General features: G+C 68.3%; 23 protein-coding genes. 4 read left to right on the top strand and 19 right to left on the bottom strand.

Annotated features, from left to right (window positions below):
- Positions 1 to 153 precede the first annotated feature (153 nt).
- Complete coding sequence (locus LDO15_RS07225) at positions 154 to 390, bottom strand: DUF3046 domain-containing protein (RefSeq protein WP_223985437.1); 237 nt, start codon at positions 388 to 390, stop codon at positions 154 to 156.
- A 41-nt stretch (positions 391 to 431) separates the two neighbouring features.
- Here LDO15_RS07225 and LDO15_RS07220 point away from each other — a divergent pair, with 41 nt between their 5' ends.
- Positions 432 to 971 carry a MarR family transcriptional regulator gene (locus tag LDO15_RS07220; protein WP_223985435.1) on the top strand — a complete coding sequence of 180 codons (540 nt, stop codon included), beginning with the start codon at positions 432 to 434 and terminating at the stop codon, positions 969 to 971.
- 183 nt (positions 972 to 1154) lie between these two features.
- Here the strand turns inward: LDO15_RS07220 and LDO15_RS07215 are convergent, their stop codons facing one another.
- The 8 genes from LDO15_RS07215 to LDO15_RS07180 form a co-directional block, all read right to left on the bottom strand.
- Positions 1155 to 1607: a helix-turn-helix transcriptional regulator gene (locus LDO15_RS07215; protein WP_120953958.1), complete on the bottom strand. Its 453-nt coding sequence runs from the start codon at positions 1605 to 1607 to the stop codon at positions 1155 to 1157.
- Positions 1608 to 1745: 138 nt separating this feature from the next.
- Positions 1746 to 2288 (bottom strand): CinA family protein, encoded by a 543-nt coding sequence (locus tag LDO15_RS07210; protein ID WP_223985433.1) that lies wholly within the window; start codon positions 2286 to 2288, stop codon positions 1746 to 1748.
- The gene (pgsA, locus tag LDO15_RS07205) at positions 2285 to 2923 is read right to left on the bottom strand and encodes a CDP-diacylglycerol--glycerol-3-phosphate 3-phosphatidyltransferase (RefSeq protein WP_223985431.1); all 639 of its coding nucleotides are present in this window, start codon (positions 2921 to 2923) and stop codon (positions 2285 to 2287) included. The genes LDO15_RS07210 and pgsA overlap by 4 nt, the downstream gene beginning before the upstream one ends.
- Before the next feature lie 26 nt (positions 2924 to 2949).
- Positions 2950 to 5895 carry a DNA translocase FtsK gene (locus LDO15_RS07200; protein WP_223985429.1) on the bottom strand — a complete coding sequence of 982 codons (2946 nt, stop codon included), beginning with the start codon at positions 5893 to 5895 and terminating at the stop codon, positions 2950 to 2952.
- Positions 5896 to 6216: 321 nt separating this feature from the next.
- The gene (locus LDO15_RS07195; protein ID WP_223985427.1) at positions 6217 to 7908 is read right to left on the bottom strand and encodes a ribonuclease J; all 1692 of its coding nucleotides are present in this window, start codon (positions 7906 to 7908) and stop codon (positions 6217 to 6219) included.
- A gap of 60 nt (positions 7909 to 7968) precedes the next feature.
- Complete coding sequence (dapA, locus tag LDO15_RS07190; RefSeq protein ID WP_223985426.1) at positions 7969 to 8877, bottom strand: 4-hydroxy-tetrahydrodipicolinate synthase; 909 nt, start codon at positions 8875 to 8877, stop codon at positions 7969 to 7971.
- A 103-nt stretch (positions 8878 to 8980) separates the two neighbouring features.
- Positions 8981 to 9745: a carbon-nitrogen hydrolase family protein gene (locus LDO15_RS07185; RefSeq protein WP_223985424.1), complete on the bottom strand. Its 765-nt coding sequence runs from the start codon at positions 9743 to 9745 to the stop codon at positions 8981 to 8983.
- Between the two features lie 68 nt (positions 9746 to 9813).
- Positions 9814 to 10116, bottom strand: a complete 303-nt coding sequence (locus LDO15_RS07180; protein WP_223985423.1) for a hypothetical protein — start codon at positions 10114 to 10116, stop codon at positions 9814 to 9816.
- Between the two features lie 332 nt (positions 10117 to 10448).
- On the opposite strand from LDO15_RS07180, the gene LDO15_RS07175 reads away from it, so the two are divergent.
- Positions 10449 to 11702, top strand: coding sequence for a heparan-alpha-glucosaminide N-acetyltransferase domain-containing protein (locus LDO15_RS07175; protein ID WP_223985421.1), 1254 nt, complete (start codon positions 10449 to 10451; stop codon positions 11700 to 11702).
- Positions 11703 to 11729: 27 nt separating this feature from the next.
- On the opposite strand, the gene LDO15_RS07170 is transcribed toward LDO15_RS07175, so the two are convergent.
- The 9 genes from LDO15_RS07170 to LDO15_RS07130 all read right to left on the bottom strand — a co-directional run bounded on the left by LDO15_RS07170 (position 11730) and on the right by LDO15_RS07130 (position 19611).
- Positions 11730 to 12212, bottom strand: coding sequence for a hypothetical protein (locus tag LDO15_RS07170; protein WP_223985419.1), 483 nt, complete (start codon positions 12210 to 12212; stop codon positions 11730 to 11732).
- A 5-nt stretch (positions 12213 to 12217) separates the two neighbouring features.
- Complete coding sequence (dapB, locus tag LDO15_RS07165; RefSeq protein WP_223985417.1) at positions 12218 to 12976, bottom strand: 4-hydroxy-tetrahydrodipicolinate reductase; 759 nt, start codon at positions 12974 to 12976, stop codon at positions 12218 to 12220.
- Between the two features lie 129 nt (positions 12977 to 13105).
- Positions 13106 to 13609: a molybdenum cofactor biosynthesis protein MoaE gene (locus LDO15_RS07160; protein WP_223985415.1), complete on the bottom strand. Its 504-nt coding sequence runs from the start codon at positions 13607 to 13609 to the stop codon at positions 13106 to 13108.
- Complete coding sequence (locus LDO15_RS07155) at positions 13599 to 14111, bottom strand: MogA/MoaB family molybdenum cofactor biosynthesis protein (RefSeq protein WP_223985412.1); 513 nt, start codon at positions 14109 to 14111, stop codon at positions 13599 to 13601. The genes LDO15_RS07160 and LDO15_RS07155 overlap by 11 nt, the downstream gene beginning before the upstream one ends.
- The gene (gene moaC / locus LDO15_RS07150; RefSeq protein WP_263428379.1) at positions 14108 to 14533 is read right to left on the bottom strand and encodes a cyclic pyranopterin monophosphate synthase MoaC; all 426 of its coding nucleotides are present in this window, start codon (positions 14531 to 14533) and stop codon (positions 14108 to 14110) included. The genes LDO15_RS07155 and moaC overlap by 4 nt, the downstream gene beginning before the upstream one ends.
- Positions 14534 to 14661: 128 nt before the next feature.
- Complete coding sequence (gene glp / locus LDO15_RS07145) at positions 14662 to 15885, bottom strand: gephyrin-like molybdotransferase Glp (RefSeq protein WP_223985407.1); 1224 nt, start codon at positions 15883 to 15885, stop codon at positions 14662 to 14664.
- Between the two features lie 27 nt (positions 15886 to 15912).
- Entirely contained in the window at positions 15913 to 17574 is a 1662-nt protein-coding gene (locus LDO15_RS07140) for a molybdopterin-dependent oxidoreductase (RefSeq protein WP_223987164.1), read from the bottom strand.
- Between the two features lie 119 nt (positions 17575 to 17693).
- Positions 17694 to 18881, bottom strand: a complete 1188-nt coding sequence (locus LDO15_RS07135; RefSeq protein ID WP_223985405.1) for a HAMP domain-containing sensor histidine kinase — start codon at positions 18879 to 18881, stop codon at positions 17694 to 17696.
- Positions 18868 to 19611 (bottom strand): response regulator transcription factor, encoded by a 744-nt coding sequence (locus LDO15_RS07130; RefSeq protein ID WP_223985403.1) that lies wholly within the window; start codon positions 19609 to 19611, stop codon positions 18868 to 18870. Before LDO15_RS07130 ends, LDO15_RS07135 begins: the two co-directional genes overlap by 14 nt.
- A gap of 132 nt (positions 19612 to 19743) precedes the next feature.
- Between LDO15_RS07130 and moaA the strand changes: the two genes are divergently transcribed.
- Both moaA and LDO15_RS07120 read left to right on the top strand, forming a co-directional pair.
- On the top strand, positions 19744 to 20883 hold the full coding sequence (moaA, locus tag LDO15_RS07125; RefSeq protein WP_223985400.1) for a GTP 3',8-cyclase MoaA: 1140 nt from the start codon (positions 19744 to 19746) through the stop codon (positions 20881 to 20883).
- Between the two features lie 7 nt (positions 20884 to 20890).
- Positions 20891 to 21157 carry a MoaD/ThiS family protein gene (locus tag LDO15_RS07120; protein WP_223985398.1) on the top strand — a complete coding sequence of 89 codons (267 nt, stop codon included), beginning with the start codon at positions 20891 to 20893 and terminating at the stop codon, positions 21155 to 21157.
- A gap of 31 nt (positions 21158 to 21188) precedes the next feature.
- Here the strand turns inward: LDO15_RS07120 and LDO15_RS07115 are convergent, their stop codons facing one another.
- A complete protein-coding gene (locus LDO15_RS07115; RefSeq protein ID WP_223985395.1) occupies positions 21189 to 22382 on the bottom strand; it encodes a helix-turn-helix transcriptional regulator in 1194 nt (397 codons plus the stop codon).
- Between the last annotated feature and the right edge of the window lie 93 nt (positions 22383 to 22475).

The following is a 22475-nucleotide window of genomic DNA, read 5'->3' as shown; positions in this document are numbered from 1 at the left end:
CGCCATGTCGAAAACGCTCATAAAAAGCATATCCCTATCCGAACAGATATTCGAACAAGTGGGCGGCGTGTCAGGTGCCGGCCGTACCGGCTGCGCGTCAGGTGCCGCCCGCGTGTCAGGTCAGCCGTAACCATGCCGGCGGCGCGGCACGCGTCAGCGCGGTCCGGTGTTGTCGCGGGGTTTGACGTCCCGGCCGAGGCGACGGTCCGGCGGGACGTCCTGGACGTCGCACATGGCAAGCCAGACCTGGCGGGGAGGGATGCCGGCGCTGAGGGCCTGGTCCGCCGTGCGTCCGCCGACCCCTGCCAGGACCAGCGAGCTGCTCAGGACGCGGGAGTAGCCCGCTCCGAACTCGTCGTCCATTAGCCGCCAAAAGTCACTGATTCGCACCAGTAAAGTCTCTCACGGCGCGGGACTCTAGAATGGTTGCCATGAGCAACCCAACCGAGCCCGCCGGTGATTCCGTCCCCGGAACCGTCGGCAATGATGCCAGCGGAACTGCCGGCGCTGACGCCGACGCCGCCCTCAATGCCGTCGAAGTCCAACTAAGCCTGCTCTGGCGCCGCGGCCGGTCCATTTCCCATCAGCTCTCACGCCAGGTCCACCCTGATATGGAGCCCGCGGCCTACGGGCTGCTGAGCGTGATCCGTAAGCAGGGCCCTATCCGGCTGACCGAGCTCGCGTCATCCATCGGAGTCGGCAAGCCCTCGGTGAGCCGGCAGGTCGCCTTCCTCGAGGGCCTCGGGCTGGTGTCGAAGGAGGCCGATCCGCTGGACGGCCGGGCGCAGTCCATTCGGCTTACGCCGGAGGGTGAGGACAGGATGCACCAGGTCCAGGACGCCAGGCGCGAGGTGTTCCGGGAACGTCTGGCAGAGTGGCCTGCCGAGGATCTGCAGGCCCTGGCCATGTACATGGCGAAGCTCAACGCCACCTACGAACGTGACGGTTTCCCCCGGGACGAGCCCGCCTGACGCGGCCTGACGCGGCTTGAAACCGCCCTGCACAACGGGCTCTTCACGACGCATGCTGCACAACGGGCTCTGCAGGACGCACCCTGAACAACCCGCCCTGCACGAACTGCGGGGTCGTGACACGTCAAAGGACCCCCGGCCTGGGCCGGGGGTCCTTTTGGTAGGTCATGGGTGGGTCGGCGGTTAGCGCGCTCCGGAAAGGAGGCCTTTCGCCAACTCGTCGTTGAGGTCGGAGTTGAGCTCTCGGTCAAGGTCGCGGCCATAACGCTGCGCGAACTCCTGCGGGACGGTGTCCGGAACAGCGACACCCTCGGCGACCGCGACGCGGTCGCTGACTTCACGGAGCATGCTCGAGAGCGGAACATCGAGGGCCGAGCAGATCGAGGACAGCAACTCCGAAGAGGCTTCCTTCTGACCGCGTTCCACTTCGCTCAAGTAGCCCAGGGAAACACGGGCACTGTGCGAGACTTCGCGGAGGGTACGGCCTTGGCGCTGGCGGACATCGCGCAGGACATCACCGATTTCGTGACGAAGTACAACCATCTTGCGCTCCTTCTGTTCGCTCTTTGCCTGATCGGCGAGGCCCACATCCTTCCAGCGGACAACGCCGTTTATGGATACGGGCTGCTTTACCATCTGTATCGCCTTGCTCCTCGTACTGTCGAGTCCGCCGGAGGGGCGGACTCTGCTGATGTTTTCATCCTAGGCGCCTCCCTTATTTGGAAGCGACACAATGTAACAACTATTCGGAATCAACTTTTGTTCCCGGCAACTTTACGCCGGGTAGCCTTCGGAAGATAGGGCCTCAAGCAGGCGTTCCAGGGCCGCTCCGCACGCGAGTGCGCGGATCTCGGCCCGGCTTCCGTCAAAGGAATACGGGTACGACGTCGATCCCTCCGCCGTGGCGACGCCGATGTAGACGGTGCCAACCGCTTTGCCGTCGTGCGGTTCGGGCCCGGCCACACCGGTGGTGGACACGCCGATATCGGCACCGCAGATGCGGCGGGCGCCCTCGGCCATGGCGGCGGCGACTTGCCCGTCCACGGAGCCGACGGCGTCCAGCAGCTCACCGGGGACGCCCAGGACGTCGGCCTTGACCGAGTTGGCGTAGGAGACCACGCCGCCCTGCAGCATTCCGGAGGCGCCGGGTGTGTCGGCCAGCACGGCGGCGACCATCCCTGCGGTGAGGGATTCTGCGGTGGCGGCAGTCATCCCGCGGCCGATGGCGCCGGTGACGGCCTGCTCCGCCAGGCGGTGCAGGTTGGGGTGCAGTGCGGGGTGGGGACTGGGGTGAACATTGGCGTTCGGATCGTTCATTGCTTGTTCTCCCTTACCCGTTCTTTTTCTGCCTTGATGCCTGCGGCACGCAGCTTGAGCGCCTCGACAACGTACTGGCCGCCGGTCCACAGCGTGATCGCCAGCGCGGCCATCATGACGGCGAACGCCACGACGCCGAGCCATGGGGCGATGGACGCCAGCGGAAGGATGTAGAGGAAAATGGCCACTGTCTGGACTACGGTCTTCAGCTTTCCGCCGCGGGAGGCCGGCATGACGCCGTAGCGGATCACGAAGAACCGCAGCGCGGTGATGCCCCACTCCCGGACCAGGATCAGGATGGTGACCCACCACGGCAGTTCCTGGAGCAGCGAGAGCATGACCAGCGCGGAGCCGGTCAGGAGTTTATCGGCGATCGGGTCGGCGATCTTGCCGAAGTCCGTGACGAGTCCGCGGGATCTGGCGATGTCGCCGTCGAGCTTGTCGGTGTAGATGGCGACGGCAAAAACGAACGCCGCCGCCCAGCGCCAGACGCCGTTCTGGGCCTGCCATCCCGGGGCGTCCAAGATGAGGAACCAGACGAAGAATGGCACCAGCACAATCCGCAGCATCGTGAGGATGTTCGGCAGGTTCCAGATCCGCGAGGCGGACCCGGCGTTGGCTTCGGCGCTATTCACCTTCCTAGGCTACCTGTCTTCGCACGCTACCGTCCGGTGAGCGACCAGGCGTCCTCCGAGCCGTCCTCGTCATCGGAGCCGACGTCGGCGCCGTCGTAGTACTCGGTCGCCTGCGTACGGTTGGCGAGGTCGGCGGCCACGAGGTCCTCCGCGTACCCGCCCTGGGCGATGTTCGCATTGGCGTTATCGCTCAGGGCTGCCGTCTGGGAGTCAGCGACGGCGGGCGCCTCGAGCCCCTTCATCGCGGCCAGCACGGCAGCGAGGTCGTCCGGCTTGACCAGCACGTCGCGGGCCTTGGAACCTTCGGAGGGGCCCACCACTCCCCTGGACTCGAGCAGGTCCATGAGCCGGCCGGCCTTCGCGAACCCAACCCGGAGCTTGCGCTGCAGCATCGAGGTGGAGCCGAACTGTGTGGTGACCACGAGTTCGGTTGCCTGGAGCAGGACTTCGAGGTCGTCCCCGATGTCGTCGTCGATCTGTTTCTTCTGCGCCTCGGGTGCCACGTCGTCGCGGTAGACGGCCTTGAGCTGGCCCTTGACGTGCTCGACCACCCTGTGGATCTCGGACTCGGTGACCCAGGCGCCCTGAACGCGCATCGCCTTGGAGGCGCCCATCGGCAGGAAGAGGGCGTCGCCCTGACCGATGAGCTTTTCGGCGCCCGGCTGGTCCAGGACCACCCGGGAGTCGGTGACCGAGGAGGTAGCGAAGGCCATCCGGGAGGGCACGTTGGCCTTGATCAGGCCGGTCACGACATCGACCGACGGACGCTGGGTAGCGAGCACCAGGTGGATGCCGGCCGCACGGGCCAGCTGGGTGATGCGGACGATGGAGTCTTCGACGTCGCGCGGGGCCACCATCATGAGGTCGGCGAGTTCGTCCACGATCACCAGCAGGTACGGGTAGGGCTTGATGACGCGTTTGGAGTCGACCGGGGGGTGGACCTTGCCGGCCCGGACGGCCTTGTTGAAGTCATCGATGTGCTTGAAGCCGTAGTTGGCCAGGTCGTCGTAGCGGGCGTCCATTTCCCGGACCACCCATTGCAGGGCCTCGGCGGCTTTCTTCGGGTTGGTGATGATGGGGGTGATGAGGTGCGGTACACCCTCGTACGCCGTGAGTTCCACGCGCTTGGGGTCCACCATGACCATGCGGACCTCGTCCGGGGTGGCGCGCATCAGGATCGAGGTGATCATCGAGTTCACGAATGAGGACTTGCCGGCGCCGGTGGCACCGGCCACCAGCAGGTGCGGCATCTTGGCGAGGTTGGCCACGACATAGCCGCCCTCGACGTCTTTGCCGACGCCCATGACCATGGGGTGGTCCGTGCGGCGGGCGTTCTGGCTGCGGAGCACGTCGCCCAGAGACACGGTCTCGCGGTCCGTGTTGGGGATCTCGATGCCGATGGCGGACTTGCCCGGAATGGGGCTCAGGATCCGCACGTCCGAGCTCGCGACGGCGTAGGAAATGTTCTTGGAAAGGGCGGTAACCCGCTCCACCTTGGTGCCCGGGGACAGCTCGATTTCGTAGCGGGTCACGGTGGGGCCACGGCTGAAGCCGGTCACCTGAGCATCGACGTTGAACTGGTTGAGGGTTTCCGTGAGCGAGGCGACGATCGCGTCGTTGGCCTCGGTGCGTTCCTTGGGGACTGACCCGGGCGTGAGCATGTCCGATGCCGGCAGGGTGTAGGTGACGTCGCCGGCCAGGGAGAGCTGTTCGGTGCGCTGCGGAATCGGGGTGGGCAGGGGTGCCGGGGCCACCGGGTTGGCGGGGACCTTCGGGGCTGCGGCGGCGGGGTTGAGCGATCCGGCGGCCACCATCCCGGGCGTCACCAGCGGGATGGCCTCCGTTGCGTCGTCTGTGGGCCCTTCGGCCGTTCCGGCGCCGAGGCCCTGGGCCGCCTTGATCTTTTCGACGGCGATCTCGGCCTGGGTGGGGCGGCGGACGCCGGGCGCGATACCGGCCGCCGAACCAGACTGCGCCTTCGCGCCCTTCGCGCCCTTGGCGGGCGGCGCGTCGTCGCCCGCTGCCTCCTGATCTGCGATGAGCGCACGTTCGAAGGCCTCGTCGCCGACGTAGCCTTCCAGTGTGGCGTCGTCGTCGTTGTCCTTGCCGAAGAGGCGCTTGCGCTTCTTCCTGGGTGCGGCCGGGGCGTCGTTCTCGTACAGGTAGCTGCGGTCGTGACGGTCGCCGTCGTCGTCCTGCAGGTCGATGCCCATGAGGTGCTCGTACCCGTCCCGCAGGCGGCCGGGGATGGCACCGAAGGGGGTGGCGGTAGTGATCAGCAGCGAGGTGAACGCTAGCAGACTGTAGACGACGACGGGGACTGCGGGGTGCAGGGCCGCCAGCGGGGCGGCGGCGAGGTATCCGAGCATGCCGCCCGCCCTGCGCAGGCCATCGAAGCCGTCTGCCACCGTCGGCTGGCCGCCAATGATGTGGGCCAGGCCGGTGCCGGCGAAGGTCATGATGAGGAAGCCGATGCCGATCCGGTTGTTGCCGCGCCCGTCGTCGGGCTGGCGGAACAGTCGGAAGGCGCACACGAACAGCATGAGCGGCAGCAGCAGGGCCATCCAGCCGAAGGTGCCGTTGACGATCGCGAACACGAGGTCGGGGAGCCAGCCCTGGAAACCCCACCACGCGAAGGTGGCGACGAAGACTCCCAGGGCCAGGTTGAACAGGGCTGCGCCGTCGCGGCGGTCCTCGGGGGCGAGGTCGCTGACGTCGTGGCCGACCCGTCGGATGCCGGCGCCGACGACGTGGGCTACACCGAGCCAGGCACCGGCCAGAATGCGCACGACCCAGGGCTGGTGCGGTTCAACGGCGGCCAGCTGCCGTGTCCGCGCTGTTCCACCGGTTCCGCCCGTGGCTCCCCGCGACCGGGCGGATTTGGATGCGGCGGGACTGGACCCCCGGCCGGGAGAACTGCCTGATTTGCCGCTTGAGTTGCCTCTAGGCGCGGAAGAAGTACGAGTCGCCATACTCGCCACGGTACCGGACGCCGGGCCGAAAGCCCCGAATTTCCGGGCCGTCCGGGATCATGTTGTCCCCGGCCGCCGCGCGAAACGGCCTCCCCCGCCCGCCGCGGCCCTCAGGCTGCGCTCGGGCCGGGGAGGCCGCTGACCAGGCAGGTGCCTGGGAGGTGTTGAGGCTTACGCCCGGTGAACCACCTGAGGCTTACGCCCGGTGAACCACCTGAGGCTTACGCCTCAAGGACCACCTGAGGCTTACGCCCGGTGAACCACCTGAGGCTTACGCCCGGTGAACCACCTGAGGCTTACGCCTCAAGGACCACCTGAGGCTTACGCCTCAAGGACCACCGGGATGATCATGGGCTTGCGGCGCAGCTTGCGGTTAACCCACGTGCCGACGACCCGACGGACGACCTGCTGCAGCTGGTGCGTCGTGTGGTCCGTGCGGTTCTGCACGGCTTCTTCGAGGGCCTCGTTGATCTTGGGGATGATCTCGTCGAAGACGGAATCGTCCTCGGCCACGCCGCGGGCGTGGATCTCCGGCCCGGACACCACCTTGCCGGTAGCGCGGTGGATAACGGTGATGATGGAGATGAAGCCTTCATCGCCGAGCGTCTGGCGGTCCTTCAGGTCTGCCTCGGTGACTTCTCCGACGCTGGAGCCGTCGACGTAGACGAAGCCGACCTCGACCTGGCCGACGATATCGGCCTGGTGGTCCCGGAGGTCGATGACGGTGCCGTTGTCCGCGAGCAGGATGCTTTCCTCCGGGACGCCGGATTCGAGGGCGATCTTGCCGTTGGCGATGAGGTGGCGGGTTTCGCCGTGTACTGGCATCGCGTTGAGCGGCTCAAGGATGTTGTAGCAGTACAGCAGCTCGCCGGCAGCGGCGTGGCCGGAGACGTGAACCTTGGCGTTGCCCTTGTGGATGACGTCGGCGCCGAGCTTGAGCAGGCCGTTGATGATGCGGAAGACGGCGTTCTCGTTGCCCGGGATAAGGCTCGACGCGAGGATGACGGTGTCACCCTCGCCGACGACGACGCGGTGGTCGCCATTGGCCATGCGGGACAGGGCCGCCATGGGCTCACCCTGGGAGCCCGTGGACATCAGCACCACCCGGTTGTCCGGCAGGTTGTCGATGTTCTTGATATCGACCAGGATCCCGGCCGGAACCTCAAGGTAGCCCAGCTTCGCGGCGATGGCCATGTTCCGGACCATGGAGCGGCCCACGAAGGCAACTTTGCGGTTGTGGTTGGCAGCGGCATCGAGGACCTGCTGGACGCGGTGGACGTGGGAGGAGAAGGAAGCGACGATGATGCGCTTGGACGCCTGGCCGAACAGCCGGTCCAGGGTGGGCCCGATTTCCTTCTCGGCGGTGGTGAAGCCGGGGACGTCGGCGTTGGTCGAGTCCGACATGAACAAGTCCACGCCTTCTTCGCCGAGCTTGGCGAAGTGCCTGAGGTCGGTGATGCGGCCGTCCAGCGGCAGCTGGTCCATCTTGAAGTCACCGGTGTGCAGGACGGTGCCGCCCGCCGTCCGGAGGAACACGGCCAGGGCGTCCGGGATGGAGTGGTTGACGGCGACGAACTCGCACTCGAAGGGCCCGAACTTCTCGACCTGACCCTCGACGACAATCTTGGTGTTGGGCTTGATCCTGTGTTCCTGCAGCTTGGCCTCGATGAGGGCCAGGGTGAGCTGCGAGCCAACGATGGGGATGTCGGCGCGCAGGCGCAGGAGATAGGGGACGGCGCCGATGTGGTCTTCGTGGCCGTGGGTCAGGACGACTGCGAGGATGTCCTGGAGCCGGTTTTCGATGTACGCGAAATCCGGCAGGATGAGGTCGACGCCGGGCTGGGTCTCTTCGGGGAAGAGTACGCCGCAGTCAACGATGAGGAGCTTGCCCTCGATCTCGAATACGGTCATGTTGCGACCGATTTCCCCGAGACCGCCGAGCGGAACGATCCGCAGGGTGTTGTTCGGAAGGCGGGGAGGCGTGACAAGGCCGGGAAGGGCGGTTTGGGTCATAGTGCACTACTTTCCAGGCAAAAGCCGGGCTGGTTCTCAACGATCAGGATTGGCTCCCGATCAGGAGAAGACCATCCCCGCTTCCGCCAAATCCTCGCGGATGATTGCGATCTCGGCCTCGTCCGGCTCCACGAGGGGCAAACGGACAACCGAGTTGGGCAGGACTCCCTGCCACTTAAGAACCTGCTTGGCAGCGACAGCACCCTGAATGTGGGTCATCACTGCGCGGACCACGGGGTCCAGTTCGAAATGTAGAGTGCGGGCGGTAGCAAAATCGCCTGCAAGTGCGGCATCGATCAGTGCGCGGAACTGCCGCGTCGCGACGTGCGCGGAGACACTGACCAGTCCGACGGCGCCGGCGGCCATCCACGGCAGCGTGAGGCCGTCATCGCCGGAGTAGACATCGATGTCGGTGTTCGCCAGGACCTGGGTGACGGCGGCGAAATCTGCCTTCGCGTCCTTGAGGGCAACGATCCTGGGGTGGTCAGCGAGCCGGATCATGGTCTCGGGCAGGATGGGGACGCCGGCGCGGCCGGGGATGTCGTAGACCATGACGGGGAGGTCGGCGGCGTCGGCCACGGCCTCGACGTGCGCCTGGATGCCGGCCTGGCTCGGCTTGTTGTAATACGGGGTGACGATCAGCTGGCCGTGGGCACCGGCTTTGGCGGCCCGCTTGGCCATCTCGATCGAGTGCGAGGTGTGGTTGGTTCCGGTTCCCGCGATGACCTTGGCGCGGTCGCCGACGGCCTCGACGATGACGCGGAAGAGCTTCTCTTTTTCGTCGTCTTCGAGGGTGGAGGTCTCCCCCGTGGTGCCGGAGATGACGAGGGCGTCGTTGCCGTCGTCGACGAGCTTGCTCGCCAGTTCCGCGGACTGCTTGTAGTCGACCTCACCGTCCGAGGTGAAAGGCGTGACCATGGCAGTCACGAGGGTCCCGAACGTGTAAGAGCGAATATCAGAGTCAGCCATATGAAAAACGTTACCTTGTCTCCGGCATGTTAGGACAATGGCGGCGGTGTGACGAACGTCAAACTTGCCGGCCGCACGTCACGTTTGCGCTGCCCGGCCGGACTCAGAGTCGCCGAAACCGCGCCAGGATGCTGTGCTGGAGGCTCGCGGTCAGCACCTCGGTTCCGGTCCCTGCCGCCTGCCGGACGGGGAGCCCGTCCGGACCCCAGAAGCCGCTCAGTCCACACGAGGGTCCGAGCGGCGTGGTGCCTGCCAGGTTCGCCAGGACGGAGAACATCCGGTTGTCCATGGCGCGGGCGCCGAGGTGCAGGCCCAGCCGGTGATCTTCGCCCGCGGTGTAGAGGGCCGAGACGGCATAGATGTCCGCGCCTGCCCCCGCCGCCCATTCCGCATGGCCGGGGCGTGCGGCATCGAAGCAGATGGCCAGCGCGACCTTCCAGCCGTCGATGTCCAGGACAGCCGGATGGCTGCCGGCAACAAAGAGCCCCTGCTCCGGGCCGTGTAGCCAGGTCTTGAAGCTGGGCTCAATCGTGCCTGCCGGGTGGACCGCGAGGGACGCCAGACGCGGCGTGCCGTCCTCCTCCTTGAACGCGGCTCCGACCACTGCGGTGATTCCGGTGCGCCGGCAGATTTCCCTGATGCCGTCCAGCCGCCCGTCTGCCGCGCTTAGCCACTCCCCCGGCTCCGCCAGCAGGTCCAGCCGGTATCCCGTCAGTGAGAGCTCAGGGAAGACGACCAGGCGGGCTCCGTGGGACTCCGCGTCTTCGATCAGGCGGATGTGTTCGTCCACGTTGGCGGCAACGCCGCCGTCCAGGGCCTCGTATTGAACGGCAGTCAGGGTCAGGTCAGTGATTGAGCCAGTAGTCACCCTGCCATCCTAGGCACCTCCCTCGGCCGATGATCAGCACTGCGGCGCCGACAATTCAGGCTGGCAGTTCAGGCTGGAGCGGCGGCTCCGCCGGAGGACGCCGACGGGGCCGCCGGTGCCGAGCAGTAACGCCCGACGGCGGTCTCGCGCAGGGACTCGGCCCAAGCCGCGAGCCGCTGGGCCGCGCGCACATAGTGGAACAGCTCGGTAGGAGTGAGGGCATCGAGATCCGTCTCGGACAGCCGCCGGGCCAGTTCCGCTCCCGGAGGCTGCACGGCCAGCGCCGTGCCCTCATTGCCCCACTGGATGTCCTCTGCCGGCTCTCCGGCGACCAGGCGCCGGAAGAGGAAGTCCACCACGCCCGGACTCATGGCTTTGAGGACCCCGGTCCCCGCCTCACAGCCGCCCGCGCGTCCGCCGGGCGGGACGGCGGTAGTTTCCCGGCCGGCGGCTCCCCTGCCTGAAGATCGTCGGCCCGCGGATCCCCCGGCTATTGATTCCCCGCCTGTGGATCCCCCACCTGCGGATCCCCCACCTGCGGATCCCCCACCTATAGGTCCCCTGCCAGAGGATTCCGGATTCGAGAATGCGGGCTCTGAGGCTTCGTTCATGCGCCCATACTATTCGAACATATATTCGAATACAAGGTTTTGTCGGCCCCGGCTCCAAGCCTCGGACCGGCCGGACATGAGACGATCAGACGATGACCGCACGCGGAATGACCACTGCTTCCCGGACCGTCAAGGGCGCTTCCGCCGGCGCCCGGCTGGCCGGCATCGACGCCGCGCGCGGGCTGGCGTTGCTGGCGATGATGGCCACGCACGTGCTGGCGACCTTTGAGTCGGACCCGCAGCTCACGCCGACCTGGATCGGGCTGGCATTTTCCGGGCGGGCCTCGGCGCTGTTCGCCGTGCTGGCCGGCGTCGGCCTGGCCTTGTCGACCGGGAAGCAGCAGCCGCTCCAGGGTCCTGAACTGTGGGCGGCCCGCCGTGGCATTGCCCTCAGGGCGCTCGTGGTGGGTGCTGTCGGGCTCTCCCTGGGCGGTCTGGAAGTGAACATCGCCATCATTCTGGTCCACTACGCGCTTCTTTTCCTCTGCGTGCTGCCGTTTGTCGGGCTCGGAGCGAAACGCCTGCTCGCACTGGCGGCCGTCTGGATCCTGGCTGCGCCCGTGCTGGCCTACCTGCTCCGGCCCTGGCTGCTGTCCGCCGACCCGCCCCTTCGGCTGGGGCACAACCCCGGCTGGGAGGACCTGGGCACGCCCGCCAGGCTGCTCGGCGACCTCTTCCTCACCGGCTACTACCCGGTCCTGCAATGGATCGCCTATCTCCTGGTGGGGCTCGCGATCGGCCGAATGGCGCTATCGAAGGCAGCCGCACCGTTCCTGCTGCTGGCCGCCGGGACGGTGGTGGCCGTGTTTGCCAAGTGGCTGGGGGCAGTCCTGATGGAGGACTGGGGTGGCAGGCACGCACTGGAGGCGCACATCGGCGATCCCGCTTACCCGCTGGAGAGCCTGCTGCAGGTCAACCTTGCCGGCGTCGACCAGTCGGGCTCAGTATGGTGGCTGGCCACGAGTTCACCCCATGCGGGCACCACGCTGGATCTGCTGCACACATCGGGCGTGGCCGCGGCCGTGATTGCCGTGTGCCTCCTGCTGGGACGGCTGGGCGAATGGCTGGAGCTTGATCTGCTGCTCCCGTTGCGCGGCGTCGGCGCCATGACGCTGAGCCTCTACACGGCCCATCTGTGCATCATGGCGGCCCTGCACGATCAGCCGCTGGCGCCCGGGTGGACCGTGGAGGGCGTCTACTGGGCGCAGGCCGCCGGCATGCTGGCGATCGGCGCGGCGTTCGCGGCGCTGGCCTGGCGCGGGCCGCTGGAGTGGGTGACCCATGCCGCCAACCAGGTAGGCAGGTACCAGCCCGCCCGGGTCCGCCCGCCTGCCCGCTTCCGTTAAGTTCTGCCAGGGCTTCTGTAAGTTCTGCTAGGGCTTCTGCGGCCCGGCGCGGAACATCCGCACGGCATCGCGCATCGAGGCGCGGGCCCGCTTGCGGTCTCCTGCGGCATCGTAGGCACAGCTGAGCCGGAACCACGAACGCCAGTCGTCGGGGGCAGCCTCTGCCTCGGCACGGTATTTCTCAAATTCGAGGTCTGCGGCTTCGCGGATGATCCGGCCGGCGGGAGTGCGCGGCAGCGTATCCTCCGGCAGACCCCCTTCGGCTTCAAGGATCTTCGCCAGACGCTCGGTACGGGCGCCGAACAGCAGCTCACGGACCAAGGCCCAGGCGCCGATGACCGGCAGCACCAGGTAGGCGACGCCGATCGCCTTCGCCACGAGGTTGGGGTCGGACATCAGGAGCAGGGAACGCTGGAAGGACACCACCAGGTAGAACACGAGCAGGAGGGTGACGGCGCCCACCCAGATCTTGGTGCGGTTGGCTTTCAGAGCGGTGAGGGCAGCGGACATCGGACTCAGATCCCCAGGTCCAGGTAGCCGTCGAGGCCCACGGTGAGGCCGGGATGCGCGGTGACGTTGCGGACGCCGAGCAGCACGCCCGGCATGAAGGAGGCCCGGTCGAAAGAGTCGTGCCGGAACGTCAGCTGCTCCCCCGGGCCGCCCAGCAGAACTTCCTGGTGCGCCACCAGGCCGCGGAGCCGGACGCTGTGGACGCGGACCCCGTCGACCTCGCAGCCGCGGGCGCCGGCGAGCTCCGTCGTGGTGGCGTCCGGGCTCGAGGGGACCCCTGCAGCGGCGCGCTCCGCCGCGATCAGCTGCGCCGTGCGCACGGCCGTGCCCGAGGGGGCATCCACTTTGTCGGGGTGGTGCAGTTCGATGATTTCAACGGATTCGAAGTACTTGGCGGCCTTGGCGGCGAAGGCGGAGGCCAGGACCGAGCCCAGGGCGAAGTTGGGGGCGATGAGGACTCCGACGCCGGGCCGGGCGGCGAGGAGTTCTTCCAGTCCTGCGAGCCGGCCGGCATCCCAGCCGGTGGTGCCGACGACGGCGTGCATGCCGTGCTCGACAGCAAACCGGACATTCGTCTCGGTGGTTTCGGGGACGGTCAGGTCCACCACGATCTGCGCGCCGGAGCTGACAAGCGTGTCAAGGGAGTCGTTGCGTCCAAGCGCCGCGACGAGCGTTAGGTCCGCGGCGGCTTCGACGGCCTTGACAGCCTCGGCGCCCATGCGCCCGCTGGCGCCCAGCACGGCGACTGAGAGTTGTTCGGTCATGCCATCAACCCTACCGCCGGGGCAGTTGCCTTCCGGAACCGGTGGCCTTGGGTTACAGGCCCGCCCGGCCCGGCCGCTGGCCGCTCCCCCGCAGACTCCCCCGGCGTGCGTCTGCTCCCTGCTGTGTGCCTACTCGCCGGCGCCGACCCATTCAACGGTGCCGTCGGCGAAGAACTGCTCCTTCCAGATCGGCACCTGGGCCTTGATCCGGTCCACGAGTTCGGCACACACCGCGAAGGCCTGGCCGCGGTGGGCTGCGGAGACGGCGCAGACCAGTGCCGGGTCGCCGATCTCCAGCATGCCGATCCTGTGGGCCGCCCAGATCCGCACCGGCTGCTGCTGTTCAGCGGCGCCGCTGGTGTCGCTACTGTCGGCTGCCCCGCCGCTGGCAGGGGCGGAGTGCTCCGCGACGACACCGGCGACGACGTCAGCCATCACCTGGTGCGCCGTGGGGTGGGCACTGTAGCTGAGCCGCGAAACCTGCTTGCCGCCGTCGTGGTTGCGGACCACACCGCTGAAACTGACCACCGCACCGGCGGTGTCCGATTCGACGGCCGCGATGGCCTGGTCGACCGAGATGGGCTCGGGGCTCAGCACGGCGTGTACGATTTCAAATCCGGTTTCAGTGCCCATGGCTGCCTTCCAGCTGGTCGCAGAGATGTCCAAGGATGGGATCCAGCACGCTCAGGCCGTCCATGACGCCCTTCGGGGATCCCGGAAGGTTCACGATGAATGTCTGGCCGGCCGCGCCCGCGTGGCCCCGGCTAAGCATGGCCATGGGGGTCTTGGCCGCCCCGGCGCTCCGGATGCCCTCCATGATGCCCGGGATTTCGCGGTCCAGGAGGGGCAGGGTCTGCTCAGGGGTCGCGTCGGTGGGGCTCAGTCCCGTGCCGCCGCTGGTAATGATGACGGCGGGCTGCTGGGTCAGCAGCGCACGGAGCGCGGCCCCCACCGGCGCCCCATCCGGGACCACCAGGGCGGGAAACGGCTCAAAGCCGTGTTCGGTCAGCCAGTCGACGATGACAGGACCGGTGAGGTCGTCATAGACGCCGGAGGCCGCGCGGGTGGAGGCGATCACGACGCCGGCCTTCCGGCCTGTGGCTTCGCCGTGGCGGTGTGGTTCGGGCATGTTCATAGGGTCCAGTCCCCGCTCTTGCCGCCGCTTTTGGCGAGCACTTTGATGTCGGTCAGGACCGCGTGCTTGTCCACGGCCTTGATCATGTCGTACACGCTCAGTGCCGCTACGGACGCCGCCGTCAATGCTTCCATCTCGACGCCGGTGACACCGCGGGTCTTCACCGTGGCGAACACCGTCACGGAGTCGGCGTCGAGCTCAAAGTCTATGGTGACCTTGGCGATCGGCAGCGGGTGGCACAGCGGGATGAGCTCCGGTGTTTTCTTGGCCGCCATGATTCCGGCGACGCGGGCAACGGCCAGGGCGTCGCCCTTCGGGAGCTCACCGCCGCCGAGGAGGTCAAGAACTTCAGCCGTGCTGCGGACGGTCGCCGTGGCCGTGGCCTCCCGCGTGGACTGGGCCTTGTTGGACACGTCCACCATGTGGGCCGTGCCGTCGTGCCGGAGGTGGGTCAGGCGGGTGTTGTCCGCCGTGCTGTTGTCCGCTTTGCTGTTGTCCGCTTTGCTGTTGTCCGCTGCGCTGTTTTCCGCTGCGGCGGTATCTGCTTCATTCACAAGATCCATACTTCCACTTCATCGCCGGCGGCGAGCGCTGCTGTCCCCTCGGGAACGTGGACCAGGGCATTGGAAAGGGCCAGGGCGTGGACGAGGTGCGAGCCGGCGCCGCCCTCCAGCCGGACCGTGCCGTCCGGAGTCAGCGTGCCGCGCCGGACCTGGTGTTTGCCCGGCGGGGAGGTCAGCGCCTCGGCGAGCCGGGCCCGGACGGCGGGACGAGGCGCCGGAGCGCCAAAAAGCTCCGTGAGGACGGGGCGCAGGAACATTTCAAAGGACACGAGGCAGCTCACCGGGTTACCGGGGAACCCCAGGACGGGGACGCCGTCGAAGCTGCCGATCCCCTGCGGACCGCCCGGCTGCATGGCCACCGGGCTGAACTCGACGTCGTGTCCCGCCATCGCCTGCCGGACCACCTCGTAGGCGCCCTTGCTGACACCGCCGGTGGTGACGATCAGGTCCACCGCCGGGACGTGCCTGCGCAGCAGCCCGGCGAGCTCGTCCGGCCGGTCCGTGGAGATGCCGGTCCGCGTGACCTGGAGCCCGGCCTGGCGCATGGAGGACTCGAGCAGCGTGCCGTTGGAGTCAAAGATCTTTCCCGGTCCCAGCGGGTTGCCCGGTTCCACCACCTCGTCGCCGGTGGTGACCAGCAGGACCCGAAGGCACGGACGGACCGGCACGTGCGTGAAGCCCAGTGCCGCCAGAAGTCCCAGCTGGCCCGGGCCGAGGAAGGTCCCCGCGCCGAGGGCGAGCTCGCCGGCGCGGATGTCACTGCCGGCGTCCCGCACAAACGATCCGGAAGCCGCGGCCGGAAGCAGCACCGTGGCGGGCTCTCCGGGCAGCGGAAACGAATCGGGCACGGCCTGTTCAATGGGCACGACGGCGTCGGCCCCGGCCGGCATCATGGCCCCGGTCATGATCGGCGCGGCCGTGCCGGCGGCCAGTTCCGCCGGTGCGGCACCGGCCGGGACGGGCGCGACGACGCGCAGTTCCGCGCCGGCGTCGGGCACGTCGGCACTGCGGATCGCGAAGCCGTCCATCTGCGAGTTGGCAAAGGGGGGAAGATCCAGCGGAGCCAGGATGTCGGCGGCGAGCCCCCGGCCCAATGCCTCGAGCAGCGGAAGCCGTTCCACCCGTTCCTCAGTGCGGAGCGGGGCCAGCAGGGTGCGCACCTTGTCCCGGTGGGCTTCCACGCTGACGTGCCTTGACTCGGTGCGGTGCATGCGTTTTCCTGACCTTTGCTTGGCTCGCTAGGACTTCACGTCAACTCTAACGGTGTGGTAGCCGGTGGCCCCGCTGGGCGCGACGGGGGCGGACTCCTCCACCTGCGGCACGCCGTCGAGGGCTGTGGCCCGGACCTGGACCTCGTGCCGTCCCGGAGTCAGCGGAAGGGCCAGCTTCCACTGGTACCACGTGTCCTTCGAGATGCCCGGGGCCAGCTCGGCCTGCTTCCAGTCGCCGCGGTTGACCCGCAGCTCCACTTTGCCAATGCCCGTGTGCTGGGCCCACGCGACGCCCCCGAACACCACCGTCCCCGCCGACACGCTGCGCCCGTCCTGCGGCACGTCAATGCGGGACGAGGTCTTGATGGGCCCGCGTTCGCTCCAGCCGCGCGGCGTCCAGTAGGCGACATCGTCCGCGTATCGCGTCACCTTCAGTTCCGTGACCCACTTGGTGGCCGAGACGTAGCCGTACAGCCCCGGAACGATCAGCCGGACCGGGAAGCCGTGTTCCAGCGGCAGCGGCTCGCCGTTCATTCCCACGGCCAGGAGCGCGTCCCGGCCGTCGGTGAGGGCCTCGAGCGGTGTCCCCGCCGTCCAGCCGTCCGTGCTGCGGGACAGCACCATGTCCGCCCCGGATTTGGGGCCCGCCAGGGCGAGCAGCTCGCGGACCGGCCAGCCCAGCCAGCGGGCGTTGCCGATCAGGTCCCCGCCCACCTCGTTGGAGACGCAGGCGATGGTCACGTGGCGTTCCGTCAGGGGCTTGGCCAGGAGGGTGGCGAAGTCGATTTCGATCTCGCGCTCCACCATGCCCGTGACCTTCACCGTCCAGGTGACCGGGTCCACCAGCGGGACGCGGAGGGCCGTGTCGATCCTGTAGAAGTCCCTGTTCGGTGTCACAAGGGGCCCAAGGCCGTCCAGCCGGATCTCGGCCGCGGCGGGTATGCGGGGTGCCGGAGCGGCGGGGGCCGGGAGGGCCAGTTTGCTGCGCACGTCGGTGACGACGGCGGCCGCTCCCCTCAACGTGGAGGCGAGCACACCGGCGACGGCGGCAACGGCGGCGGTTCCGCCCAGTGCCAGCAGGAAGCGGCGCCGGGCCGGCCCGGCATCACCGGCCGCGTGGCCTGCGGGCGTGTGGTCTGCGGGCGGCGCCTCCGCCGGGGTTTCCGCCAGGGTTTCCGATAGGGCGGTCGTTGGCGGCTGGACCTCCGCTGCCGCCGGCTGCCATTTCAACAGCTTTCGGATGAGCCACCGCAACAGTGCGATCCCCACCAGTGCCACGAGGATCGGGACGGGGATGGCGTTGGCTGTCAGGTCCGCCCGGCTGACCACGGCCACGAGGCCCACCACGCCGAACACCGCGATGAGGGCCACCCCGGCAAAACGGCGCCGCACTTCAAGGACTCCGGACAGGGCCGCGAGCGCGGCGATGACCAGCGCCATGCCGCCCAGGAGGGCCACCTTGTCCGCCGTGCCGAACAGGGAGATGGCCCATTCCTTGACGCCCGGCGGCACGGCATCGATCACGGCGCCGCCGACGGCCGTCACGGGAGAAACGGTGGGGCTCACCAGGCTGGCCGTGAGTTCGCCGAGCACCACCGCGGTCCCGACGGCCACCAGGCCGGCCCCTGCGGCCCACAGATCCCGCCTTCGCCGCTGCGCGGCCCGCGCTTGCGTGACCTGCGCCTGCATGGCTGCCGGGCGGCGGGTTTCGTTGCCGAAGGTCATATCCAGTTGCTTGTCCACGCGTTTGTCCATTTGCCTGTCCACTTGCCTGTCCATGTTGTTGCCCTGCCCGTCCACGCCGCGGTTCACTGAAGGTGTCCTGTGTGGAACTGCCCGTTCGGCTCAGAAGAGAGCGGCGCCGAGGACTCCTCACCGGGCAGCAGCAGCGAGAAGCGGCATCCGCCGTCGACGTTTTCCACGGTGACTGTGCCCTGATGGGCTGCGACGATTCCGGCGACAATGCTCAGGCCAAGCCCGGCCCCGCTGTAGCGCATGGTGCCCGGCGGGCGGCGCGCGGTGTCCTTCTGCCAGCCGGTCTCGAACAGATGCGGGAGGTCTTCTTCGGGGATGCCGCCGCAGCCGTCGGTGACCGCGACGACGGCCCGGTCACCGTCCCGGCCGACCTCCACGGTCACATGGGAACCGGGCGTGCTGTGGACGATGGCGTTGAGTACGACATTGCGGATGGCGCGGCCCATGGAGGGACCGTCGGCGAGGGCCATGCACTCCCGCTGCCCGCCGCCGTCGAGCGTAATGCCGTGCTGCTTCGCCACCGCGGCGAGGTCGGCGATGGCGTCGCTGGCGAGGTCGTACAGATCCAGTGGTTCGGCCTTGAGCCGCATGGTTCCGGCGTGGATCTTCGAGAGTTCCAAAAGGTCGTTGACCATGCCCGCCATCAGGTCGGTCTGGGCGATGATCTTCCGGTAATAGCCGGGAACGTCCGCCGCCATGCCGTCTTCCAGGGCCTCGGCCATGGCCCGCATGCTCGCCAGCGGCGTCCGGAGGTCGTGGGAAATCCAGCTGACGAGTTCGCGTCGGGCGTTCTCGACGGCGGCCTCACGCTGCCGGGAGGCCTCCAGCTTCCGGCTGCTGGATTCGAGCTCGGCGGCGAGAGCGGCAAGTTCATGGCTCATCACCGGGGACTGGATGCCCGGGCTCTCGCCGCGGCCGATGCTCCGGGCGGCGTCGACCAGCGCCTTCGCGTTCCGCGAGACCCTCGACCCCAGCACCAGGGCGATGGCGACAGCCACCGCCGAGGCCACGGCCAGGACGTACCACATGACCTCGAGGTCCCGTGCCGAGATAAACATCGCATTGAAGGCGCTGACCATCCCGGCCGTCAGGACCGCCACGGCGGCGAGCACCACCACGCAGATCTGGACGGCAAAGGAGGCCCGGCGCAGCGGCTTCAGGATGAGTAGGGAGGCCGCGCCGATCACGGCACCCCAGGCAACGGCCCAGCCGATGATAGCCAGGAGCTCAGAGGTCTGCACCGGCGGGTTCCTCCTCGTCGCTGGGGTCCAGCCGGTACCCCACACCCCAGACCGTTTTCAGGATGGCGGGGCGGGTGGGGTCGTCCTCAATCTTTTCCCGCAGCCTCCGCACGTGCACCGTCACCGTGGAAAGGTCCCCGTAGTCCCAGCCCCAAACCGCCTTCATGAGCTCCTCGCGACTGAACACCTGCCGGGGACGGCGGAGCATGAACGCCAGCAGGTCGAACTCCCGGGCCGTCAGCGCCAGGGGCCGGCCGTTGCGGGAAACCGTGCGCGCGGCCGGGCTGAGGTCGAAGCCGCCCGCTTGCACCGAGGGTTCCGGGCTGAATTCGGGAATGCTCCGGCGCAGGACCGAACGGACCCGCAGGACCAGCTCACGGGGTGAGAAGGGTTTGGTCACATAGTCATCCGCACCGGCTTCCAGGCCCAGGATCCGGTCGTCTTCCGTCCCCAGGGCCGTGAGCATGATGACCGGAACACTGTGTGCTTCGCGGAGCCGCCGGCAGACTTCCACGCCGTCGAGACCCGGCAGCATCCGGTCCAGCAGGACCAGGTCGGGCCGGCGTTCTGCGGCAAGGCGCAGGGCAGTGAACCCGTCGGCCGCGAGGACCACCTGGAATCCTGCCTGGACGAGGTAGTCGCGGACCACTCCGGCGATGGTCGGCTCATCTTCGACAAGCAGGATGCGCCGGTGCTCCGTTGCGTCCGGGGCCGGCTGGGTCGTGTTCACGCTTCCAGCATAGGTTCGCAGCCCCGGCGCGGGCAGGCGTCCGGAGGCCCGCAGGACATCCTTCCCAAAGACGTAACATCCCGGCCGTCATGCGGCTGTGATGTCTGCCGCGAGGTGGCGTAGCCTGACTCTATGACAGTTCAACTGGGCATGCCCCAGCCCCGCGAGGCAGGCACCCCGGGAACGGGCACGCCACCTCCAGCCGCACTGTCCGGGCGCCCGGAAGGCCTGCCTGCCGGGCTCGTCGATCGTTACGGCCGCCGCGCCACCGACATGCGGCTCTCGCTCACGGACAAATGCAATCTGCGCTGCACTTATTGCATGCCTGCCGAGGGCCTCGAGTGGCTGTCCAAGCAGGCCGTGATGTCCGCAGAGGAAATCGTCCGGATCGTGCGGATCGGCGTCGACATGCTGGGCGTGCGCGAACTCCGGCTCACCGGCGGCGAACCGCTGGTGCGCGCGGACCTTCTGGATATCATCGCCGCGCTGCGCCAGGCCCACCCCGAACTGCCGATCTCGATGACCACCAACGGCGTCGGCCTGGACAAGAAGGCCGCCGGGCTCAAGGCCGCGGGACTCTCCAGGATCAACGTCTCGCTGGACTCCCTGCATGAGGAAACGTTTGCCAAGCTGACCCGCCGCCCCTTCCTGGACAAGGTCCTCGCCGGCGTCGACGCCGCCTGGGCCGCCGGTCTGGGGCCGGTCAAGCTGAACGCCGTGCTCATGCGCGGGATCAACGACGCCGAGTCCCCGGCCCTGCTGGCCTGGGCACTGGACCGCGGTTATGAGCTGCGGTTCATCGAGCAGATGCCGCTCGACGCGGACCATGGCTGGACCCGGCGCAACATGATCACCGCGGCGGAAATCCGCGGCCTGCTGTCCGCCGATTACGTCCTCAGTTCTGATCCGCGGGACCGCGACGGCGCCCCGGCGGAACGGTTCGAAGTCCGGGCCCGGGTGCCGGGCACCGGTGAGGCCACCGGCCCCGTACTAGGCACCGTGGGCATCATCGCCTCCGTCACGGAGCCGTTCTGCTCGGACTGCCGCCGCACCCGCATCACCGCCGAGGGCAAGATCATGAGTTGCCTGTTCTCGCGGGAGGAAGTGGACCTGCTGGGCTTGCTGCGCGAGGGCGCCAGCGACGAACAGCTCGCCGAGCGCTGGCAGGACGCCATGTGGATCAAACCCAAGGCCCACGGCATGGACCACGTGGGCCTCGACGCCCCCGACTTCGTCCAGCCCGACCGCAGCATGAGCGCCATCGGAGGCTGACTTTTTCGTGAACGTACGCTACTTCGCTGCCGCGCGCGCTGCCGCCGGCGTGGATGAAGAACGATTTGAACTCGTCGACGGCGACACCCTCGCCTCGCTGCTGGAGGCGATCCTCGCCGTCGAGCGCCCCGAACCGCCGGCCGGCACGCCGCCGCTGGCCCGCATCCTGTCCCGCTCCAGCTTCCTGCTCAACGAGGTGGCCGTGCGTGACCATGCCACGGCGCTCAAGCCTGCCGACGTCGTCGACGTGCTGCCGCCGTTCGCCGGCGGGTAAGGCGCAGCAGACCCCGACTTTCCGCGGCTCGTCAGCGTGGCGGCCCCGGTGCGGTGCCCAGGGCCAGGCCCAGGAGTGCGCTCCTGCTGCGGACCCCGCATGCGGCAAAGACCGCCTTGAACTGGTCCTGAACGGTGTAGGGGCTGATCAGCATGGCAGCGGCCAGCTCCGCCGTGCTGAGCCCGCCGGCAGCTAGTCCCAGCAGCCTGTGCTGCTGCCGGGTCAGCGCAAAGCATCGGGCAAATACCTCGAGGCGGTCCACGGCCGGGCAATCCTGGATGGTCACGGCCAGCGGAGGCGCCGCCCCGGGCCGGCCGCCCTCCGGCGCAGTTGTCCCCTCCATCCTGGTGGCGCGCAGCAGCGCCCAGTCGCCGGACCCAAGCGGCACCCGCGACAGCGCCGGGTGGCTGTCCACCCCGGCCTCCCCGGCCGCCAGCTGGGCCGCGACATTGAGCACCTCGGCCGGTACACCCTGGAACGGCCGCGGCCCGGGCTGCAGCAGGCCCAGCCATTCGCCGGCCGACGCCGTTTGTCCCACCACGGCCATTGACTCGTCCAATGTCAGCACCGCCTGCTGCGGGAGGCGCCTGCGGCCCGACGGCGGCGCCGTGCTGCCGGCCGTGGCGGCGGTGGCGCTCGTGGTGGTGGTGGTGGCGCTCGTGGTGGTGGTGGTGGCGCTCGTGGCGGCCTCGCGCCGGCACTGTGCCGCCCTGCTCCGGCGCAACCCCGTGGCCAGGACCGGCGCCACCGAGGCGAGGTAGGCCGTCTCTTGGTCGGTGAAGCCTCCCTCGCCTCCGCCGCGCCACAGGTCCAGCCAGCCCCAGCAGCCGTACTTGTCCGCAAAGACCGTGGACAAGATGTCCGTCACGCCGAAGCGCCGCAGCAACCGGTCCCACAGCAGGCTGCGCGCCGGCTCTCCGCCCGTAGCGGCCAGCAGGCTCACTACCGGGCGGGACTGGCCCATGAGGGCAGTCCAGCGGCCTTGCGGGGTCAGGTATTTCAGCCGGATCAGGGCCGGCAACTCCTCCGGGCACGGGATCCTGGCCATCGGTGAGATGCCGACGGCCGATTCAGGGTCCGCCAGCGGCCACGCAAAGGAACTGAACGGCACAGTCCTTCCCAGCTCCTCAAGGGCGAGGCGGCGCAGGTCATGATCCTCCAGCGCGCCATCGCAGAGTTTCCGGATCCGTTCCTGGCTCCGGTTAAGCGCCCAGCTCGTGGCCATGGAACCAGTATCCGCCGGAGGCTTGAACCGGGACGGCCGGCCACCCAGATTTCTGGGATATGGCGCGGGGCATGGCCGGTCCTACCGTGGAAT

Origin of the sequence: Arthrobacter sp. NicSoilB8 (genome assembly GCF_019977355.1) — a bacterium.
Classification (GTDB): Bacteria; Actinomycetota; Actinomycetes; order Actinomycetales; family Micrococcaceae; genus Arthrobacter.
Note: the sequence above shows the minus strand (reverse complement) of the source record. Positions and strands in the feature narration are given on the sequence as shown.

What these genes read in the sequence shown, in the direction of transcription:
- LDO15_RS07220 (WP_223985435.1), top strand. Translation starts at nt 432, where the DNA reads ATGAGCAACCCAACCGAGCCCGCCGGTGATTCCGTCCCCGGAACCGTC.
- LDO15_RS07215 (WP_120953958.1), bottom strand. Translation starts at nt 1,607, where the DNA reads ATGGTAAAGCAGCCCGTATCCATAAACGGCGTTGTCCGCTGGAAGGAT.
- LDO15_RS07210 (WP_223985433.1), bottom strand. Translation starts at nt 2,288, where the DNA reads ATGAACGATCCGAACGCCAATGTTCACCCCAGTCCCCACCCCGCACTG.
- LDO15_RS07200 (WP_223985429.1), bottom strand. Translation starts at nt 5,895, where the DNA reads ATGGCGACTCGTACTTCTTCCGCGCCTAGAGGCAACTCAAGCGGCAAA.
- LDO15_RS07195 (WP_223985427.1), bottom strand. Translation starts at nt 7,908, where the DNA reads ATGACCCAAACCGCCCTTCCCGGCCTTGTCACGCCTCCCCGCCTTCCG.
- dapA (WP_223985426.1), bottom strand. Translation starts at nt 8,877, where the DNA reads ATGGCTGACTCTGATATTCGCTCTTACACGTTCGGGACCCTCGTGACT.
- LDO15_RS07180 (WP_223985423.1), bottom strand. Translation starts at nt 10,116, where the DNA reads ATGAGTCCGGGCGTGGTGGACTTCCTCTTCCGGCGCCTGGTCGCCGGA.
- LDO15_RS07175 (WP_223985421.1), top strand. Translation starts at nt 10,449, where the DNA reads ATGACCGCACGCGGAATGACCACTGCTTCCCGGACCGTCAAGGGCGCT.
- LDO15_RS07170 (WP_223985419.1), bottom strand. Translation starts at nt 12,212, where the DNA reads ATGTCCGCTGCCCTCACCGCTCTGAAAGCCAACCGCACCAAGATCTGG.
- dapB (WP_223985417.1), bottom strand. Translation starts at nt 12,976, where the DNA reads ATGACCGAACAACTCTCAGTCGCCGTGCTGGGCGCCAGCGGGCGCATG.
- LDO15_RS07160 (WP_223985415.1), bottom strand. Translation starts at nt 13,609, where the DNA reads ATGGGCACTGAAACCGGATTTGAAATCGTACACGCCGTGCTGAGCCCC.
- LDO15_RS07155 (WP_223985412.1), bottom strand. Translation starts at nt 14,111, where the DNA reads ATGAACATGCCCGAACCACACCGCCACGGCGAAGCCACAGGCCGGAAG.
- moaC (WP_263428379.1), bottom strand. Translation starts at nt 14,533, where the DNA reads ATGGTGGACGTGTCCAACAAGGCCCAGTCCACGCGGGAGGCCACGGCC.
- glp (WP_223985407.1), bottom strand. Translation starts at nt 15,885, where the DNA reads ATGCACCGCACCGAGTCAAGGCACGTCAGCGTGGAAGCCCACCGGGAC.
- LDO15_RS07140 (WP_223987164.1), bottom strand. Translation starts at nt 17,574, where the DNA reads ATGCAGGCGCAGGTCACGCAAGCGCGGGCCGCGCAGCGGCGAAGGCGG.
- moaA (WP_223985400.1), top strand. Translation starts at nt 19,744, where the DNA reads ATGACAGTTCAACTGGGCATGCCCCAGCCCCGCGAGGCAGGCACCCCG.
- LDO15_RS07115 (WP_223985395.1), bottom strand. Translation starts at nt 22,382, where the DNA reads ATGGCCACGAGCTGGGCGCTTAACCGGAGCCAGGAACGGATCCGGAAA.